The sequence below is a fragment of the Sphingosinicella microcystinivorans genome, assembly GCF_003634215.1.
GTDB lineage: Bacteria > Pseudomonadota > Alphaproteobacteria > Sphingomonadales > Sphingomonadaceae > Sphingosinicella > Sphingosinicella microcystinivorans.
Genome location: NZ_RBWX01000007.1, coordinates 1,187,663 through 1,207,313, shown reverse-complemented (window position 1 = coordinate 1,207,313; position 19,651 = coordinate 1,187,663). Strand labels below are relative to the sequence as shown.

Below are 19,651 nucleotides of genomic sequence, written 5' to 3'. Positions count from 1 at the left end.
GAACGGGGAACCCCGCCGACCTTTGCTCTGCCGGGGGGCGAACCGGACAGACAAAAGGTGATTTGGAATGAAAATCGAAAAGCTCCTTGGGGTGGCGCTCGGCGCCGTGATGATTGCCGGTATGCCTGCGGCGGCGTTCGCCCAAAGCGCGGACGCGCCGCCCACGATCGACACCAATGGCGACGGCAAGCCTGATGCCTGGGACACCAACGGCGACGGCAAGGCTGATGCATGGGACACGAACGGCGACGGCAAGCCCGATGCGGTCGACGCTGACGGCGACGGCAAGCCGGACGCTCAATAGAGTCCGAACCGCGTTCGGCGGATTCCCGTCCTCAATCCCGGATGCGCCGGCGGATCAAACGGTCCGCCGGCGTTTTCCGTTCACAGATTGGGCCGCAGCCAGCGTTCCGCTTCCTCAACCGATATACGGCAGCGCGCGGCATAGTCCTCAAGCTGGTCGCGGCCGATGCGCGCAACACCGAAGTACGACGACTCCGGATGCGCGAAATAGAAGCCTGAAACACTTGCCGTGGGGAGCATCGCAAGCCCTTCCGTCAGCACGATCCCGGTTGCCGCCGTGGCGCCGAGCAGGCGAAACAGCTCGGGCTTCAGTGTGTGATCCGGGCAGGCCGGATAGCCGGGCGCAGGGCGGATGCCCTGATAGCGCTCCTTGATCAGTTCGGCGTTCGTCAGACGCTCATCCGGCGCATAGCCCCAAAGTTCACGGCGCACCCGCTCGTGCAGATACTCCGCAAAGGCTTCGGCCAGCCGGTCGGCGAGCGCTTTCAGCATGATGTCCGAATAATCGTCGTGCGCGCGTCGGAAACGCTCGGAATGAAGGTCGATCCCTTCCCCGCCCGTTACCGCGAAGCCGCCAATCCAGTCGGCTTCAGGCGAAACGAAATCGGCAAGGCACATATTCGGGCGCCCGGCGCGTTTCTCGACCTGCTGGCGAAGCATGGCGAAGCGGCCGATCTCGCTTGTGCGGCTCTCGTCCGAGAACACGACGATGTCGTCGCCTTCGCGCCGCACAGGCCAGAAGCCGACAACGCCGCGCGCGGAGAGCCAGCGTTCGCCGGCGATCTGTGCGAGCATCTTCTCAGCATCGGCGAAAAGCGATCGCGCGCTTTCACCGACAACCTCGTCATCAAGGATTGCCGGGTAATTGCCCGCGAGTTCCCACGCGCGGAAGAACGGCGTCCAGTCGATGTACGGGATCAGCGTATCCACGGTGACATCGTCGATCACGCGAACGCCCGATGTCGCCGGCTTCACCGGCGGGTGCGCCGCGAAATCGGCCGGGAACCCGTTTGCGCGCGCATCGGCGATACTCACCAGCTTGCCCTCGCCCCGGCTAGCGCGCTCCTCGCGGATCATCGCGTACTCGGCGCGCGTGTCCTCGACCAGCTTGCCCTTCATGTTGTCGGATGTCAGCGCGCTCGCAACGCCGACCGCGCGGCTGGCATCGAGAACGTGGAGCGTCGGCCCCGAGTAGACAGGTTCGATCTTGAGCGCGGTGTGCACGCGGCTCGTCGTCGCGCCGCCGATCAGCAGCGGCATCGTGAAGCCCTCGCGCTCCATCTCCGCCGCGACCGTCACCATCTCGTCGAGCGACGGCGTGATCAGGCCTGAAAGCCCTATCATGTCGGCATTCTGTTCGCGCGCGGTTTTCAGGATCGTCTGGAACGGCACCATCACGCCGAGATCGATCACCTCGAAATTGTTGCACTGAAGCACGACGCCCACGATGTTCTTGCCGATATCGTGAACATCACCCTTCACCGTCGCCATCACGATACGGCCCTTGGCGCGCGAGCCTTCTTCCTTCTGCGCCTCGATGAACGGGATGAGGTGCGCGACCGCCTTCTTCATCACCCGCGCCGACTTCACCACCTGGGGCAGGAACATCTTGCCCGACCCGAACAGGTCACCCACCACGGACATGCCCGCCATCAGCGGGCCTTCGATCACTTCGATGGGCCGCGCGAACTGCTGCCGCGCTTCCTCGGTATCATCGATCACATGCGCGTCGAGGCCCTTCACAAGCGCATGTTCCAGGCGCTTTTGCACCGGCAGCTTCCGCCATTCCTCGGTCGCCTTTTCGGCAACCTGGCCATCCCCGCGAAAACGCTCGGCGATGTCCAGCAAACGCTCGGTCGCGTCCGGGCGGCGATTGAGCACCACATCCTCGCACGCATCGCGGAGTTCGGGATCGATCGTATCATAAACGTCGAGCTGACCGGCGTTCACGATCGCCATGTCCATGCCCGCCGGAATCGCGTGATACAGGAACACGCTGTGCATCGCGCGGCGCACGGGCTCGTTGCCGCGGAAACTGAACGACAGGTTTGAGAGCCCCCCGGAAATATGCACGTACGGGCAGCGCTTCCGGATTTCGCGCGTCGCCTCGATGAAATCGACACCGTAGTTGTTGTGCTCCTCGATACCCGTCGCCACCGCGAAGATATTGGGATCGAAGATGATGTCCTCGGGCGGGAATTCGTTCGCGGTGAGCAGCTTGTAGGCGCGCTCGCAAATCTCGATCTTGCGCGCGGCGGTATCCGCCTGCCCCTTCTCGTCGAACGCCATCACGACGGCCGCAGCACCATAGGCGCGCACCTTCCGCGCGGCTTCAAGGAAGGCGTCTTCGCCCTCCTTCATGCTTATCGAATTCACGATCGGCTTGCCGGTCACGCACTTCAGGCCCGCCTCGATCACGCTCCATTTCGAGCTGTCGATCATCACGGGCACGCGGCTGATGTCGGGCTCCGCCGCGATCAGCTTCAGATACGTTTCCATTGCGTGCTCGGCGTCGAGCAGGCCTTCGTCCATGTTGACGTCGATGATCTGCGCGCCGTTTTCCACCTGATCGCGCGCGACCGCGATAGCGGCGGTGTAGTCGCCCGCCATGATGAGCTTCTTGAACTTCGCCGATCCGGTAACATTGGTGCGCTCACCGATATTGACGAAGCGCGCTGTGTTTTCTGTCATGATGTTCAGTTCAGGCGAGTGTGAAAGCGTCAAGCCCGGCGAGGTGCATCGCCGGTTCGGGGTGCGGAATGGCGCGGGGCGGCAGGCCCTCGACGGCTTTCGCCATCGCGGCGATGTGCGCAGCTGTCGTGCCGCAGCAGCCGCCGACGATGTTGATGAGCCCGGACTCGGCCCATTCGTGGATCATGCCGCCCGTGGTGTCCGGCGCCTCGTCGTACTGGCCGAGCTCGTTCGGAAGACCTGCGTTCGGATAGATCATCACCAGCGTATCGGCGATGCGCGACAGCGCCTGCACGTGCGGGCGGAGTTCCTTCGCGCCGAACGAGCAGTTGAGCCCGATCGTCACCGGCTCGGCATGGCGCACGGCATACCAGAACGCCTCGACCGAATGGCCCGAGAGATTTCGGCCCGACATGTCTGTGATCGTCATGGAGATCATCATCGGGATGCGCGCGCCGCGCGCCTCGCCGAGTTCGATGATGCCCATGATCGCGGCCTTGGCGTTCAGCGTGTCGAAGATCGTTTCAATGAGGATGAAATCCGAACCCGCATCGAGCAGCGCTTCGGCCTGTTCCTTGTAAACGTCTTTCACCTCGTCGAACGACACCGCCCGGAAACCGGGGTCGTTCACATCGGGTGACAGCGACAGAGTCTTGTTCGTCGGCCCGATGGCACCCGCGACAAACCGGGGCTTTCCGTCCCGCGCGGTCGCGGCATCCGCTTCCTCGCGCGCGATGCGTGCAGCGGCGTGGTTCATCTCCGCCACAAGGTGCTCGGCGCCGTAATCCGCCTGGCTGATTCGGTTCGCATTGAAGGTGTTGGTGGCCAGGATATCCGCGCCCGCATCCACATAGCCGCGCGTGATCGCGCGCACGATGTCCGGGCGGGTCAGAACCAGAAGGTCGTTGTTACCCTTCTGATCGTGGCCAAGATCGTAGGTGCCCCGATACGCCGCCTCATCCAGCCCATAGGTCTGGATCGCCGTGCCGAAGGCGCCGTCATTGATGAGGATGCGTTTCGCGGCCTCGGCGCGAAGTCTTTCCGCTGCGTTCGTCATGCCGCACGCTTTCCAAGCATATGGCAGATCGCATAGCTGAGATCCGCGCGGTTCAATGTGTAGAAGTGGAATTCGCGAACCCCGCCCGCATAGAGGCGACGGCAGAATTCGGCGGCAACCGTGGCGGCGACAAGACCGCGCGCGGCGGGCCGCTCCTCAAGGCCGTCGAACAGCCGTCCCATCCAGCCGGGAATCGCCGTGCCGCACATCTCGGCCATGCGTTTCGTCTGCGCGAAGTTGCTGACCGGCAAGATGCCCGGCACGATTTCGGCATTCAGGCCTGCCGCCGCCGCATGGTCGCGGAAGCGGAAATAGGTCTCCGGCTCGAAGAAGAATTGCGTGATGGCGCGGTGTGCGCCCGCGTCCAGCTTGCGCTTCAGATTATCGAGATCCTGCGCGATGCTCGCGGCTTCCGGGTGCATTTCCGGATAGGCGGCGACGCTGATCTCGAAATCCGCGACGCGGCGGAGCCCTTCGACGAGCGCGGCGGCGTTTTCGTAGCCATCCGCGCGCGGCACAAAGCGCTCGCCCGCCCGCGGCGGGTCACCGCGCAGCGCGACGATATGGCGGACGCCTGCATCCCAATAGGCGCGCGCGACATCGTCGATCTCCCCGCGCGAGGCGTCGACGCAGGTCAGATGCGCGGCGGGCGTCAGCGTCGTTTCGCGCACGAGGCGCGAGACCGTGGCGTGCGTGCGTTCGCGCGTCGAACCGCCCGCGCCATAGGTAACGGAGACGAAACGGGGCCGGAGCGGCTCAAGCGCCTTGATCGAGTCCCACAGCGTTTCTTCCATCTTCTCCGTCTTCGGGGGGAAGAATTCGAACGAGACGCCGATGTCCCCTTTGAGATCCGCGAAAAGAGGCTGGCGGACAGCGTTCTGCGCTTCCGTCATCTGGTCGAGCGTCAGAATCATGCCGCTTTCCTTTTCGCGAGCGGGGTCTTTTCCCCAAGCCAGATGCTGACGGTCAACGTCCCCCCTTTCAGATGATCAACAACGCGGCCTTCAAGGCCGCTTTCGCGCATCCAGCCAAGCACCGCCTCGTCGGCGAAGCCCAGGCGCGTATGCGCATGATTCGAACGCAGTTCCTCAAGCGTGTGCGGCGCGAAATCGACCACGAGCAGCCGCCCGCCCGGTGCGAGCACGCGCCCCGCCTCCGCGATCGCCGCCGCGGGATTGTCCGCATAGTGCAGAACCTGGTGCAGCAGCACGGTGTCGATGCTGCCGTCCGCCTGCGGCAGCGCGTACATATCGGCCTGCCGCACCTCGCAGTGACCGAGACGCGCGGCTTCCAGCTTGCCGCGCGCGACGCGGAGCATGTCCGCGCTGCGATCGACACCGATCGCGCCCTGCGATCCGGGCGCGAGCAGTTCCAGCATCCGCCCGGTTCCCGTACCGATATCAAGCAGATAGCCTACGGGGCGCGCCGCGAGCGCGCGCAGGATCGCGGCTTCCACCTCACCGTCGGAGACATGCATCGAACGAATGCCGTCCCAGCCCTCGGCGTGAGCATCGAAATAGCTGTGCATCTCGGCAACGCGGCGCGTGCGAATCTCGTCGAGCCGCTGCGCGTCCTCCGCGACGGCAGGGCTGCCGTCCATCATACGGTCCAGAAGCCCGCCGACCTCACCCGCGAGGCCCGCACCTTCGATCCGGAGGAAAACCCAGGCGCCTTCCTTGTGCCGCACGAGAAGCCCCGCCTCGGCAAGAATGCGCACGTGCCGCGAGACGCGCGGCTGCGATTGCCCCAGAACCTCGGCAAGTTCGCCGATCGACAACTCCATCGATCGCACGAGCGCCATGATCCGAAGCCTTGACGGATCGGCGAGAGCGCGGAAAAGGTCGAGCGCAGGCTGCATGAAGAAGGGATATAAAGATTTCTTTATATGCGGTCAATGAACGAAATACGTTGTCACAGCCCATACCGGAACTCTAGGTTCCGCGCCTTGTCGCCCAGCGTTATCCGGGAAGCCCCATGACCGCACGCACCGTCTCACTCTTCGCCCTTCTCGCTGCTGCCCCACTTCTCGCCGGCTGCGTTACAACACCAGGCGGGGTGTCAGAGGCAGAGCTCGACCGCTTCGAAAAGACCAACCGGGCAATCTACAAGTTCAACAAGGGCGTCGACACGGTCGTCCTCAAGCCGGTGACCCAAGGCTACCGCGCGGTCGTTCCCGGCGTCGCCCGGCGCGGCGTCTCGAATGCGCTCGACAATGTCGACGAGCCGCTGTCGTTCATCAACGCAGTGCTGCAGGGCAAATTCAAGGTCGCCTTCCGCGCCGTCGACCGCTTCATGATCAACTCGACGTTCGGCCTCGCGGGCCTGTTCGACCATGCAACCGAAATGGGGCTTCCAAAGCAGGAGGAGGATTTCGGCCAAACGCTCGCAGCATGGGGCGTCGGATCGGGGCCTTATATCATGCTGCCGCTGCTCGGCCCCTCGACGCTTCGCGACACCGTCGGCTTCGGCGTCGATACGGTGACGGATCCCTGGTCCAAGTTCCAGAAGCATGTTGCCGGCCTGAACGGTACCGAACGGCTCGGCGTCACGGCGGGCGAAGCGATCGATCTGCGCTCGCGCCTTGTCGATACGGCAGACCCTCTGCTCGCCACCGCGCTCGATGAGTACGCAACGGTCCGCGCCGCTTATCTCCAGCAGCGCCTGCACGACATCTATGATGGCGATCCGCCCGAAGACAACTTCACGCCGACCTTCGACGACGAGACACCGCACGCTGCCCCGAGCGACAGTGCCGCCGCATCCGACCCTGCCGACGCACCCGCGCCCCCGGCAGACAAAACGCCCGCACCCCAGGCAGACCCGGCCCAACCCGAGCCCAAAACCGTTACGCCGTAGAGGGTGCCGATGCGGGTCGCGAATCGCGCTCGGCGGTCTTCGTATACGGAATTTATCCTGCCGAATCCGATACCTGCGCCATTTGGGAGGGCCTCGGCATGACGTGGGCAGATTGCCGCGCCTGACCCCCCGGGGATCACCCCTGAGAATATCTATTGTTTTACAAGACATTAAGCCCGGACAACTGCAACACCCACCGGATGGCAGCAGTTTTTCACAAAAATATTTTGCACGGCAGCATCAAACCTCTTCCCTAAGACAAGGTTTTCCGTGACAATCCGCGCCGCTCCCATTATTGGGCGCAGGGTCAATACAAACTGTTCTAGGGGAACAAGTCGATGCGCAATGTTACCAAGGGTTTCGCAGCTCTCGCGCTCGTCGCCGGCCTCGGCCTCGCCGCTTGCAGCGAGAAGACCGAAGACGCCGCCGACGCGACCGCGGATGCCGCGGCTGAAGACGCTGCTGCTACTGCTGATGCCGCCGTCGCCGAGACGGACGCTGCAATGGACGCCGCTGCTGACGCGACGGCCGACGCTGCTGCGGACGCCGCTGCTGGTGCCGCCGACGCCGCTGCTACGGCTGCTGACGCCGCTGCCGGCGCTGCCGACGCCGCTGCTGACGCCGCGACGGAAGCTGCTCAGTAAAATTTACTGAACAGTTCGGAAAAAGAACGGGCCGCATCTTCGGATGCGGCCCGTTTCTTTTTGTCCGTCATCGATCTGGATTGGTGATGGAAAAGAAAAAGGCCGCCGGGTCGCCCCGACGGCCTTTCCTTTGACTGTGGATGGCTGGACTTAGAAGTCCATGCCGCCCATGCCGCCCATGCCGCCCGGCATGCCGGCAGGCGCAGGCTTGTCTTCCGGCAGCTCGGCGATCGTCGCCTCGGTGGTGATGAGCAGGCCAGCGACCGACGCAGCATCCTGCAGCGCGGTACGCACGACCTTCGTCGGATCGACGACACCGGCCTTCACCAGGTCTTCGTAGGTGTCGGTCTGCGCGTTGAAGCCGAGCTTCTCATCCTTGGCGTCGATCAGCTTGCCCGCGATGACGGCACCATCATGACCGGCATTCTGCGCGATCTGACGAACCGGCGCCTGCAGCGCGCGGCGGATGATGTCGATGCCGCGGGTCTGGTCGTCGTTGGCGCCCGAGAGGCCTTCGATCGCCTTGGTCGCGTAGAGGAGTGCCGTACCGCCACCAGGGACGATACCCTCTTCAACGGCCGCGCGCGTGGCGTGCAGCGCGTCGTCGACGCGGTCCTTCTTCTCCTTCACCTCGACTTCGGTGGCACCACCGACCTTGATCACGGCAACGCCGCCGGCGAGCTTGGCAAGGCGCTCCTGGAGCTTCTCGCGGTCGTAATCGCTGGTCGTCGTCTCGATCTGGGCACGGATCTGCTCGACACGGCCCTTGATCTGCTCACCGTCACCGGCACCATCGACGATCGTGGTGTTGTCCTTGTCGATCGTGACCTTCTTGGCCTGACCAAGCATGCCGAGCGTGACGTTTTCGAGCTTGATGCCAAGGTCTTCGCTGATCATCTGACCGTTGGTCAGGATCGCAATGTCCTCCAGCATCGCCTTGCGGCGATCGCCGAAGCCCGGCGCCTTCACAGCCGCGACCTTGAGGCCGCCGCGCAGCTTGTTGACGACGAGCGTCGCAAGCGCTTCACCCTCGATGTCCTCGGCGATGATGAGGAGCGGACGACCGCTCTGCACCACGGCTTCAAGGATCGGCAGCATGGCCTGAAGGTTCGAAAGCTTCTTTTCGTGAATCAGGATGTGCGGATTGTCGAGTTCGACCTGCATCTTCTCCGGGTTCGTGATGAAGTACGGAGACAGGTAACCACGGTCGAACTGCATGCCTTCGACCGTCTCCAGCTCGCTGGTGAGGCCCTTGGCTTCCTCGACGGTGATCACGCCTTCCTTGCCGACCTTCTCCATCGCTTCCGCGATCATCTTGCCGACTTCGGTGTCGCCGTTCGCCGAGATCGTGCCGACCTGGGCGATCTCGTCGGAGCCCGCGACCGCCTTGGAGCGCGAAGCGAGGTTCTCGATGACCTTGCCGACAGCGAGATCGATACCGCGCTTCAGGTCCATCGGGTTCATGCCGGCCGCGACCGACTTCATGCCCTCACGGACGATCGACTGGGCGAGCACCGTTGCGGTGGTCGTGCCGTCGCCGGCGATGTCGTTGGTCTTCGAGGCCACTTCGCGCAGCATCTGCGCGCCCATGTTCTCGAACTTGTCCTTGAGCTCGATTTCCTTAGCGACCGTCACACCGTCCTTGGTGATGCGCGGAGCGCCGAAGCTCTTGTCGATGACGACGTTGCGGCCCTTCGGCCCCAGCGTGACCTTCACCGCATCGGCGAGGATATCCACGCCGCGAAGGATGCGCTCACGCGCGTCGCGGCCGAATTTTACGTCTTTGGCTGCCATGATTGACTACCCTTTCCCTGGGATCTGAAACGAAAAAAGCGCGTTCTCAGCTGACGATGCCGAGAATGTCGCTTTCCTTCATGATGAGCAGGTCTTCGCCGTTGACCTTGACTTCGGTGCCCGACCACTTGCCGAACAGAATGCGGTCACCCGCCTTCACGTCGAGCGGCGAAACCTTGCCCTCTTCGTTCTTGGCGCCAGCACCGGCGGCGACGACTTCGCCTTCCTGCGGCTTTTCCTTGGCGGTATCCGGGATGATAATACCCCCGGCGGTCTTTTCGTCAGCCTCGATGCGGCGGACCAGCACGCGATCGTGCAGAGGACGGAAGCCCATTCGTGTCACCCTCTCGTTCAAGTTTCGAATTCGGATATTAGCACTCACACGCAGTGAGTGCTAACGCGATGGGATATGTGCCTCACCCCCTGGGGTGTCAACGGTGGCCATGTGAATTTTTTTGTAACCCGGTGGGGGCTATCCTTGGCCTTCAAGCCCCTTGCCGCTACACCGGCTCAGCCCATTTAAGGAAGCACCATGGCGATCCTGCGCGGTTTCTGGCGATTTCTGGTTGGCGTCAAGGATGCGCTGGCGCTCCTTTTCCTGTTGCTGCTGCTGTTTGCGTTCCTCGCGCTCAGGCAAGGTTCGGCTCCGGTCAACGTGCCGGAAGGCGGCGCGCTCGTGCTCAATATCGACGGCTATGTCGTCGATCAGGCCACGGACCCCGATCCGCTCGCGATGCTGACGGGCGGCCCCAGCCTCCCCGGCGAGACCGAGGCTGCGGATGTGATCCACGCGATCAACGCGGCCGCGAAGGACAAGCGTGTCAAAACGCTGGTCCTCGATCTTGATGGCTTCTGGGGCGGCGGCCTTGCGAACCTGCAGTCGATCGGCTCCGCGCTCACCGCGTTCAAAACCAGCGGCAAGAAGGTCTACGCCTTCTCCTCCGCTTACCTTGACGACGGCTACTACCTCGCCGCGCACGCCGATGAGGTATGGCTCGCGCCCCTCGGCGCGGTGCTGCTCACCGGCCCCGGCGGGTCGGGCCTCTATTTCAAGGACGCGCTCGACAAGCTGAAAGTCGATGTCAACGTGTTCCGCGTGGGCACCTTCAAGTCGGCGGTCGAGCCCTTCACGCGCACCGAAGGCTCGCCCGAGGCGAAGGCCGCCGATCAGGCGCTCGTCGACAGCCTCTGGGAAACCTGGATGACGGACGTCTCGACGCGCCGCAAAAGCGCCGATGTCCGCACCTACATGCAGTCCCTCCCCCGCCTGCTCTCCGCGTCGGGCGGCGGCTTCGCGCAGGCCGCGCTCAAGGGCGGCATGGTCGATCACATCGGCACGCGCGTCGCGTTCGGCGAGATGCTCGCGAAGGTCGTGGGAAGCGGAGACGATGGCGCGCCGGGCGGCTTCAACGGCATCGCGCTTGCCGACTATCACTATGCACATAGCGGTGCAGGGTCGATGGGCGGCGGTGATGCCGTCGGTATCGTCTATGTCTCCGGTGAGATCGTCGACGGCGAGGCGCCGTCAGGCACGGCGGGCGGACAGACGATCGCAGGCCTTATCGACGAGGCGCTTACCGACGACAGCATCAAGGCGCTCGTTGTGCGCATCGATTCCCCTGGCGGCTCGGTCACAGCGTCGGAACAGATTCGCGAGGCGCTGATGACTGCGAAGTCGCAGGGTCTGCCCGTCGTCGCTTCATTCGGCCCGGTCGCAGCGAGCGGCGGCTATTGGATCGCAACGGCCGCTGACGAGATTTATGCACAGCCATCCACGATCACCGGTTCGATTGGCGTGTTCGCGATCATCCCGACCTTTCAGCGTACGCTCGCCGAACTCGGCATCAACGCAGACGGCGTGAAGAGCACCCCTTTCTCCGGCGCGCCCGACGTGCTCGACGGTATCACACCAGAAGTCGGGACGCTGCTGCAGGCCTCGGTGGAGGACATGTATGCGCGCTTCATGCGGATCGTCGGCGCTGCCCGGAAGCTTCCCGTCGAACGCGTCAACGCCATCGGTCAGGGACGCGTGTGGGACGGTGGCACCGCGCGGCAACTGAAGCTGGTCGATCATTTCGGCGGTCTCGATGCCGCAGTGGATGCTGCTGCGAAGCGTGCCGGACTGAAGCCTGGAGCGATCCGTACCGTGGATGTCGAGGTTGCCCCGCCCATCCCGCTGCAAGTGTTGAATAGCCTCTTCAGCAGCGACAGAGGCGAAACTGCGCCGCCCGATGCGCTTACACGCCTTGCGCGCGTACAGCAGCTGAAGAACCTGTCGACGCTTGCGGAAACCAGCGCGATCGCCTCGGGCCCCTCGATGCAGGCGCGCTGCATCGCTTGCGCAGGATTGCGCCCCGTATCAGCGACAGCGAAAGCGCCGCCGCCTGCATGGCTGAAGTGGCTGCTTCGCTGATCGGTCGCCATGGGCCGCGCCTAGGCGCATCCGCGCACCGCTGTAGGCTGCGCGCCACAGTGTGACATTTTCATCGACGTTAGGAAGATGTTTGTCGAATCCGTACAATATTACGGAGCGGGTCTGGCGTATGAGGCCGCACATGCGGTGATGGTGCCGCGAGGGGCTGGGGAAGAATGGACGAGGACAGAGGACGTGAGCCAGTCTCTACGCATAACCGTTGGCGCGGTGCTGCTGGTGCCGGTGGTTGCAGCTTTCCTGCTTACCGGTTTCCCGGCCAAAGCTGCCCCTAAAGACCAGAACGGGCGGCTCGCCGATCCCAGCGTGCACACCCGCATCGACGCAAGCGTCAAGCAAAGCTGCCGTGACGAACGGCTGGGCAGCGTCGAGCATTCGATCTGCCTCGCCGAGGCGCGTAAAGACGCCTGGCGCAACGTCGCCGAAGCGCGCGGCGAAGATCGCAAGCAATCGACGCTTTCGCTGCGCTGAAGCGAATCGCCGTCAGCCCGCCATCACACGTGGATCGCTTTGCCTTCCACGGCCATCGCCGCTTCCTTCAGCGCTTCCGAATGCGTCGGGTGCGCGTGGCAGGTAAGCGCAATATCCTCGCTTGAGGCGCCGAACTCCATCGCCTGCGCTGCCTGCGCAATCATCGTACCGGCCAAGCTCCCGACAATGTGAACACCCAGCACGCGGTCCGTGGCCGCGTCGGCGATCACCTTCACGAAGCCGTCGGTGTCGCGATTGGTCTTGGCGCGGCTGTTGCCCGCGAACGGGAACTTGCCGACATTGACTGCGACGCCCGCCGCTTTCAACTCCTCCTCGGTCTTCCCGACGCTCGCAGCTTCCGGCATCGTGTAGACGACCGCCGGGATCACATCGTGGTTCACATAGCCAACGCGGCCCGCGAGGAAATCGGCAACCGCAAGGCCCTCATCCTCGGCCTTGTGCGCGAGCATCGGCCCCGGCGTCACGTCGCCGATCGCGTAAATGCCGTCCACAGCCGTTTCGAACTTGTGGCCGACCTCGATCTGGCCGCGCGCATTCGGCACCACGCCCGCCTTGTCGAGATCGAGCCCTTCGGTGTTGGGGCGGCGGCCGATCGAAACGAGCACAGCATCTGCTTCCAGCGTTTCGGCAGTTCCGCCTGCGGCGGGCTCCACCGTTACGGCGGCCGTGCCCTTGGCGACCTTCACGCCCGTCACCTTGGTGCTGGTGCGGAACTCCATGCCCTGCTTCTTCAGCAGGCGCGCCATGTCCTTGCGCACATCCCCATCCATGCCGGGAAGAATCTGGTCGAGATACTCGACGACCGTGACCTTCGCGCCAAGGCGCATCCACACCGAGCCAAGCTCAAGGCCGATCACACCGCCGCCGATGACGACAAGGTGCTTCGGCACCTTCGGCAGCGACAGCGCGCCGGTGGAATCGACAACAACTTTCTGATCGATCTCGACACCCGGCAGCGGGGTTACAGACGAACCCGTCGCGATCACGATCGACTTCGCCGTATAGGCGGTGCCGCCCACATCGACGGTCGACTTGCCCGTGAAGCGCGCGCGGCCCTTCAGCCACGTCACCTTGTTCTTCTTGAACAGGAAGGCGATGCCGTCCGTCAGGCCCTTCACTGCGGCAAGCTTCTCGTCCAGCATGGCATTCAGATTCAGCTTCACGCCTGCGGTTTCGACGCCGAACTTCGCAAGGCTGCCGTCCGCCGCGTGTGCATAGAGTTCCGAAGCGTGGAGAAGCGCCTTCGAGGGGATGCAGCCTACGTTGAGGCATGTGCCACCCAGTGTTTCGCGGCTTTCGACACAGGCGACCTTCAGCCCGTTCTGCGCGGCCCGAATGGCGGCGACGTAACCACCGGGGCCTGCACCGATCACGATCACGTCGAACTCTTCAGCCATCGTCAACCTTGCCTGTTCTATGTGGGAGTCACGGATTGGAGCCGCTCTTAACGCAGTGGGTAGCGATTTAGAAGCGGACATGAAATGATAATGCTTGCGAAACGAATTTCATCGAGTCGCAACGGGGGTGTGCAGCTGGCGTGACACGTATCGAGTTCATCAATCGCAATTCGGCCTCGAACGTCGCGAGCCAGGTCAACCTGTTCGCGGCGCCGCTACTCATTTTTCGTTGGGAAGAGGCGGAATACTGGCAGGCAGAAATCCTTGCCGCGATCGAAAAGCGGCGGCGCAAATCGAACGGCATGCAGCGCACGAATATCGGCGGATGGCACTCAAAGCGCGACCTGCCCGGCTGGCAAGACCGCGCGACGCAGATGCTGACACGCTGGGCGGCGGCACGCGCGACGGACGCGACCGCGCAATGGCGGCAGGGCGAACAGCAGCCAGCCCCAATGCAATGGCGCATGGACGCCTGGGCCAACGTCAATCCACCCGGCGCCTACAACAAGGCGCACGATCATGTGATGCTGAACTGGAACTGGTCGGCGTGCTACTATGTGTCGGGCGCGCCCTCCACGACGGATCAAGGCGGCGCAATCGTATTTGAAGACCTGTGGAGCGGCGTACAGACGTTGAAGTCCGCATCGCGGCGCAGCTTTCGCTACGCGCCTTCAGACGGCGAGATGCTGATGTGGCCGTCCTGGGTTTCCCATCGCGTCGAGCCCCAGGATGGCGACAACGAGCGCGTTTCGATCGCCATGAACTTCCATAGCCCGTGGCTGGAACGCTCACGTTACTGGACGCACCGTCCCGGCTTCATGTGGCGCAACATGCCATGGCTGATGCGTCCGCTCGCGCGCCTGCGCGGCAGCTGGGACCAGAGCCCGGAAGGTGCGCCCCCGGGCTTCGATATCGACGTGGACGAGACCTTTTAGACCCTAGAGGTCGAGCACCAGCCGGGTGGGATCTTCCAGCGCTTCCTTGACACGGACGAGGAAGGTCACCGCTTCGCGGCCATCGATCAGGCGGTGATCGTAGCTGAGCGCGAGGTACATCATCGGGCGCACGACGATCTGGCCATCCCGCACTACGGGACGTTCCTCGATGCGGTGCATACCGAGCACGCCCGACTGCGGCGGGTTGAGGATCGGCGTCGAGAGCAGCGAGCCGAACACGCCGCCGTTCGAGATGGTGAACGTGCCGCCCTGCAGTTCCTCGATCTTCAGCTGGCCGTCACGCGCGCGGCGGCCGAAGTCGCCGATCGCCTTTTCTGTCTCCGCGAAGGAGAGCGTATCGGCATTGCGCAGGATCGGCACGACGAGCCCGCCCGGCGAGCTCACCGCGACGCCGATGTCTGCGTAGTTGCGATAGACGATCTCGTCGCCTTCGATCGTGGCATTGACCGAAGGCACGTCCTTCAGCGCAAGGCAGCAGGCCTTGGTGAAAAAGCTCATGAAGCCGAGGCGGACACCGTGCTTCTTTTCGAACATGTCCTTGTAGCGGTCGCGCGCCTCCATCACCGCCGTCATGTCGACGTCGTTGAACGTGGTGAGCATCGCGGCGGTGTTCTGCGCTTCCTTGAGACGGCGCGCGATGGTCTGGCGCAGGCGCGTCATGCGCACGCGCTCTTCCTGACGCCCGCCGGCGGCAGGCGCCGCGGACGCAGCCGGAGCGGCGACAGGGGTGGCAGCGGCGGTGCGCACGTCGCCCTTGGTGAGGCGCCCGTCCTTGCCGGTGCCCTGCACGCTCGCAGCATCGACGCCGGTCTCGGCGAGCGCGACAGTCACGGCAGGTGATTGCTTGGCATCAGCCTTCGCGGGCGCAGCAGCCTTGGCGGGTTCGGCAGCCTTCGCATCCGTCTTCGGCGCGGCAGCGGCGGCGCCCGCTTCGAGGCGCGCGATCACCGCGCCGACGTTCACCGTGTCGCCCACGGCGGCAAGCTGTTCCGAGAGCACGCCGGCGGAAGGCGCAGGCACTTCGACCGCGACCTTGTCCGTCTCGAGGCTGACGATCGGCTCATCCGCCTTCACGGCGTCGCCGGGCTTCTTCAGCCACTCGCCGACAGTGGCTTCGGTGATCGATTCACCAAGCGCGGGGATAACGACGTCGATAGCCATGACCTCTCCTCAACCTTCGATATCGTGGCCGAGCGCCTGCGCCACGAGCTTTTTCTGTTCGGCAGCGTGCCGCTTGGCAAGACCGGTCGCAGTCGCCGCGGCCGCCGCACGGCCCGCATAGACCGGCTCGGTCTTCACACCGGCTTCCTTGAGCGCACATTCGAGATAGGAACGCACGAAGCCCCAGCTGCCGGCATTCTTCGGTTCTTCCTGAGCCCACACGACAGTCTTAAGCTTCTTCATCCGCTTCATGCGCACAACGAGCGCTTCGAGCGGGAACGGATAAATCTGCTCGATGCGAACGATCGAGGTGGATTTGTCGCCCGCCGCGTCGCGCGCTTCGGCCAGGTCATAGTAGACCTTGCCGGAACACAGCACGAGCCGTTCGATCTTGTCATCCGCAGGCGGGTTCGTGTCCGACTTGATGCGCATGAAGTGCGAGTCGCCGCTGAACTCCTCGATCCGCGAGACCGCCGACTTGTGCCGAAGCAGAGACTTCGGCGTCATGATGATCAGCGGCTTCCGGAACGGACGCAGCATCTGGCGGCGAAGCACGTGATAGTAGTTCGCCGGGGTTGTGATGTTGCAGACCTGCATATTGTCTTCGGCGCAAAGCTGGAGATAGCGCTCCAGACGAGCCGAGGAGTGTTCCGGCCCCTGCCCTTCGTAGCCGTGCGGCAGCAGCATGACGAGGCCGTTCGCCCGCAGCCATTTGATCTCGCCCGACGCGATGAACTGGTCGATAATCACCTGCGCGCCGTTCGCGAAGTCGCCGAACTGCGCTTCCCAAAGCACGAGCGTCTTCGGGTCGGTGAGCGCATAGCCATATTCGAAGCCAAGGACACCGAACTCGCTGAGCGGCGAGTCGAACACCTTGAAGCGCGCGTCCATGTGCTGCAGCGGGACGTATTTACCGCCGGTCTTCTGATCGACCCACACCGCATGACGCTGGCTGAACGTGCCACGCCCGGAATCCTGGCCCGAGAGACGTACGCCGAAACCGTCCTGCAACAGCGTGCCGAAAGCGAGCGCCTCGGCCGTTGCCCAGTCGATACCCTCGCCCGCCGAGATCGTCTCGCCGCGCGCGGCGACGACGCGCTTCAGCGTGGGATGGATCGAGAACCCCTCGGGAACGGTGGTAAGTACCTTCTTCACCGCCTCGAGGCGGTCCATCGGCACGCCGGTGTCGGCCGCACGGCGCGCGGTTTCAGGGTCAGCCGGACGGCCGAGACCTTCCCAGCGCCCCTCGAACCAGTCCGCCTTGTTGGGCTTGTAACCCGGCGCCGCCTCGAAATCCTTGTCGAGCCGGTCGACATAGGCCTTCGTCGCGCCTTCCACCCACGCCTCGTCGATCACGCCTTCGGCGATCAGTCGGCCTGCATAGACTTCGCTGACCTTGGGCTTGCCCTTGATGACCTTGTACATCAGCGGCTGCGTGAAGCCCGGTTCGTCACCCTCGTTGTGGCCGAAGCGGCGATAACACCACATGTCGATCACGACATCGCGGTTGAACTTCTGGCGGAACTCGGTCGCGACCTTCGTGGCGAAGGTCACGGCCTCGGGGTCGTCACCGTTCACGTGGAAGATCGGCGCCTGCACCGTCCGCGCCACGTCCGACGGATAAGGCGAGGAGCGCGCGAACTGCGGGCTCGTCGTGAAGCCGATCTGGTTGTTGATGATGAAGTGAACGGTGCCACCGGTGTTGTAGCCGTCGAGGCCCGAGAAACCGAGGCATTCGGCGATGATGCCCTGCCCTGCGAACGCCGCATCGCCGTGCAGTAGCAGCGGCAGCACCTCGTCGCGCTCGACGTCGCCGCGCAGTGCCTGCGCCGCACGCACCTTGCCGAGCACGACCGGGTTCACCGCTTCAAGGTGAGAGGGGTTCGGCGTCAGCGAGAGGTGGACGGGGTGACCGTCGAAATCGCGGTCCGTCGAGGTGCCCAGGTGGTACTTCACATCGCCCGAGCCGCCGACATCGTCGGGGTTCGATGAGCCGCCCGCGAACTCGTGGAAGATCGCCTGAAACGGCTTCTGCATCACGTTCGCGAGCACGTTCAGGCGCCCGCGGTGCGCCATGCCGATCACGATTTCCTTCACGCCGCCAGCGCCCGCGTACTTGATGACGCTTTCCAGCGCAGGCGCCATCGCCTCGCCGCCGTCAAGGCCGAAACGCTTGGTGCCGACATACTTGCGGCCAAGGAAGCTCTCGAACTGTTCGGCTTCGATGATCTTGTTGAGGATCGCCTTCTTGCCCGCATCCGTGAAGTGGATCTCGGCGTTGCGGCCTTCGATCCGCTCCTGGATGAAGCGGCGCTCCTCCAGATCATTGATGTGCATGTACTCTACGCCGACATGCTCGCAGTAATTGTGCTTCAGCACCGCAACGAGCGCCGTGATCGTCGTTTCCTCGAAACCCATCACGCCGCCCAGATAAACCGTGCGGTTCAGCGCGTCTCCGGTGAACCCATGATATTCCGGGGTCAGTTCCTCGGGGAACGGGCGCTCGGCCAGGCCCAACGGATCGAGCTGCGCCGCGAGGTGCCCGCGCACGCGGTACGTGCGGATCAACGTCATGGCGCGGATCGCATCGTCCGCGGCCTGCCGGATCGCTTCGGCGGACGGCGCTGCGACAGCCCCGCCCTTCTTAGCCGCCGGCACTTTCAGCTCCGGCGTCATCTGCATCGGATCGAGCGCTGCCGTCAGATCGTCGGTCGCCGTGTCCGGCCAGCCTTTACGCTGCCAAGACGGCCCGGAAGCAACGCTTTCCAATCCCGCGAAGTGCCGCTGCCATTCCGGGTCGACCGACGCCGGATTGGCTGAATACTGCCGATAAAGAGATTCAACGAAGGAGGCGGAGACGCCTTCGAGAGCGGAGGGAGGCTGGCCTTCGAAACCCATGGTTCCTGTCATTCCTGGCGTGCGGAAGATCCTGCGCGCCTCCCTACGCAGGACCTTCCTAAAAAGCACCTAAAAACTTGACAATTCTGCCACGTTTAGTTGCCGAGCACCTTCGCGAGCGTGGTGCCGAGTTCGGACGGGCTCGGGGAGACGACGATGCCCGCCGATTCCATCGCCTTGATCTTGTCCTCGGCGCCGCCCTTGCCGCCCGAAACGATGGCGCCGGCGTGGCCCATGGTGCGTCCCTTCGGGGCGGTGCGTCCCGCGATGAAGCCCACCATCGGCTTCTTGATCGGGTGCGATTTCAGGAACTCGGCCGCGTCTTCCTCGGCCGAGCCGCCGATTTCACCGATCATGATGATGGATTTGGTGTCGGGGTCGTTCAGGAACAAGTCCAGCACGTCGATGAAGTTGGTGCCGTTCACCGGATCGCCGCCGATGCCGACCGCGCTCGTCTGGCCGAGGCCGACCGCCGTCGTCTGGTGCACCGCTTCATAGGTGAGCGTGCCGGAGCGGGAGACGACGCCGACAGAACCCTTCTTGAAGATGGAGCCCGGCATGATGCCGATCTTGCACTCGTCCGGCGTCAGCACGCCGGGGCAGTTCGGACCGATGAGGCGCGACTTGGAACCCGAGAGCGCGCGCTTCACCGGCACCATGTCGAGCACCGGAATGCCCTCCGTGATGCAGATGATGAGCGGTACTTCCGCCTCGATGGCTTCGAGGATCGAGTCCGCCGCGAACGCCGGCGGCACGTATACGACGCTGGCGTCCGCCTTCGTCACGTCCATCGCTTCGCGCATCGTGCCGAACACGGGGAGGCCGAGATGCTCCTGGCCGCCTTTGCCCGGAACCACGCCGCCGACCATCTTGGTGCCGTAAGCAATCGCGGCTTCGGTGTGGAACGTCGCGGTCGCGCCAGTGAGGCCCTGACAGAGAACCTTGGTGTTCTTGTTGATGAGAATGCTCAT

General features: G+C 63.9%; 16 protein-coding genes. 6 read left to right on the top strand and 10 right to left on the bottom strand.

The features are described 5' to 3' along the window. Window positions 1-67 precede the first annotated feature (67 nt). The gene (locus tag DFR51_RS19130) at window positions 68-304 is read left to right on the top strand and encodes a hypothetical protein (protein ID WP_197723608.1); all 237 of its coding nucleotides are present in this window, start codon (window positions 68-70) and stop codon (window positions 302-304) included. 80 nt (window positions 305-384) lie between these two features. Here the strand turns inward: DFR51_RS19130 and metH are convergent, their stop codons facing one another. The 4 genes from metH to DFR51_RS05810 are packed head-to-tail and all read right to left on the bottom strand — an operon-like array spanning window position 385 to window position 5,909. Further along, window positions 385-2,994 carry a methionine synthase gene (gene metH / locus DFR51_RS05825; protein ID WP_121048040.1) on the bottom strand — a complete coding sequence of 870 codons (2,610 nt, stop codon included), beginning with the start codon at window positions 2,992-2,994 and terminating at the stop codon, window positions 385-387. 10 nt (window positions 2,995-3,004) lie between these two features. Continuing rightward, on the bottom strand, window positions 3,005-4,051 hold the full coding sequence (locus DFR51_RS05820) for a homocysteine S-methyltransferase family protein (RefSeq protein WP_121048039.1): 1,047 nt from the start codon (window positions 4,049-4,051) through the stop codon (window positions 3,005-3,007). Further along, entirely contained in the window at window positions 4,048-4,965 is a 918-nt protein-coding gene (metF, locus tag DFR51_RS05815; RefSeq protein ID WP_121048038.1) for a methylenetetrahydrofolate reductase, read from the bottom strand. Before metF ends, DFR51_RS05820 begins: the two co-directional genes overlap by 4 nt. Beyond that, complete coding sequence (locus DFR51_RS05810) at window positions 4,962-5,909, bottom strand: ArsR/SmtB family transcription factor (RefSeq protein ID WP_121048037.1); 948 nt, start codon at window positions 5,907-5,909, stop codon at window positions 4,962-4,964. The genes metF and DFR51_RS05810 overlap by 4 nt, the downstream gene beginning before the upstream one ends. 116 nt (window positions 5,910-6,025) lie before the next feature. Here DFR51_RS05810 and DFR51_RS05805 point away from each other — a divergent pair, with 116 nt between their 5' ends. Further along, a complete protein-coding gene (locus tag DFR51_RS05805) occupies window positions 6,026-6,907 on the top strand; it encodes an MlaA family lipoprotein (protein ID WP_121048036.1) in 882 nt (293 codons plus the stop codon). Window positions 6,908-7,245: 338 nt separating this feature from the next. Further along, complete coding sequence (locus DFR51_RS05800) at window positions 7,246-7,551, top strand: hypothetical protein (protein ID WP_121048035.1); 306 nt, start codon at window positions 7,246-7,248, stop codon at window positions 7,549-7,551. A 150-nt stretch (window positions 7,552-7,701) separates the two neighbouring features. On the opposite strand, the gene groL is transcribed toward DFR51_RS05800, so the two are convergent. Both groL and groES read right to left on the bottom strand, forming a co-directional pair. Then, the gene (gene groL / locus DFR51_RS05795) at window positions 7,702-9,345 is read right to left on the bottom strand and encodes a chaperonin GroEL (protein ID WP_121048034.1); all 1,644 of its coding nucleotides are present in this window, start codon (window positions 9,343-9,345) and stop codon (window positions 7,702-7,704) included. Window positions 9,346-9,391: 46 nt separating this feature from the next. Next, window positions 9,392-9,679: a co-chaperone GroES gene (gene groES / locus DFR51_RS05790; protein ID WP_121048033.1), complete on the bottom strand. Its 288-nt coding sequence runs from the start codon at window positions 9,677-9,679 to the stop codon at window positions 9,392-9,394. A gap of 198 nt (window positions 9,680-9,877) precedes the next feature. Between groES and sppA the strand changes: the two genes are divergently transcribed. Further along, a complete protein-coding gene (sppA, locus tag DFR51_RS05785) occupies window positions 9,878-11,758 on the top strand; it encodes a signal peptide peptidase SppA (RefSeq protein WP_121048032.1) in 1,881 nt (626 codons plus the stop codon). Window positions 11,759-11,845: 87 nt separating this feature from the next. Continuing rightward, window positions 11,846-12,247, top strand: coding sequence for a hypothetical protein (locus DFR51_RS18725; protein ID WP_126494727.1), 402 nt, complete (start codon window positions 11,846-11,848; stop codon window positions 12,245-12,247). Window positions 12,248-12,270: 23 nt separating this feature from the next. On the opposite strand, the gene lpdA is transcribed toward DFR51_RS18725, so the two are convergent. Next, window positions 12,271-13,665 carry a dihydrolipoyl dehydrogenase gene (gene lpdA / locus DFR51_RS05775; protein ID WP_121048030.1) on the bottom strand — a complete coding sequence of 465 codons (1,395 nt, stop codon included), beginning with the start codon at window positions 13,663-13,665 and terminating at the stop codon, window positions 12,271-12,273. A gap of 140 nt (window positions 13,666-13,805) precedes the next feature. Here lpdA and DFR51_RS05770 point away from each other — a divergent pair, with 140 nt between their 5' ends. Then, window positions 13,806-14,600 carry a putative 2OG-Fe(II) oxygenase gene (locus DFR51_RS05770; protein ID WP_121048029.1) on the top strand — a complete coding sequence of 265 codons (795 nt, stop codon included), beginning with the start codon at window positions 13,806-13,808 and terminating at the stop codon, window positions 14,598-14,600. Between the two features lie 3 nt (window positions 14,601-14,603). Here the strand turns inward: DFR51_RS05770 and odhB are convergent, their stop codons facing one another. The 3 genes from odhB to sucD form a co-directional block, all read right to left on the bottom strand. Beyond that, the gene (odhB, locus tag DFR51_RS05765; RefSeq protein WP_121048028.1) at window positions 14,604-15,782 is read right to left on the bottom strand and encodes a 2-oxoglutarate dehydrogenase complex dihydrolipoyllysine-residue succinyltransferase; all 1,179 of its coding nucleotides are present in this window, start codon (window positions 15,780-15,782) and stop codon (window positions 14,604-14,606) included. A gap of 9 nt (window positions 15,783-15,791) precedes the next feature. Continuing rightward, window positions 15,792-18,680 (bottom strand): 2-oxoglutarate dehydrogenase E1 component, encoded by a 2,889-nt coding sequence (locus DFR51_RS05760; RefSeq protein ID WP_121048027.1) that lies wholly within the window; start codon window positions 18,678-18,680, stop codon window positions 15,792-15,794. 95 nt (window positions 18,681-18,775) lie between these two features. Continuing rightward, complete coding sequence (sucD, locus tag DFR51_RS05755; protein ID WP_121048026.1) at window positions 18,776-19,651, bottom strand: succinate--CoA ligase subunit alpha; 876 nt, start codon at window positions 19,649-19,651, stop codon at window positions 18,776-18,778.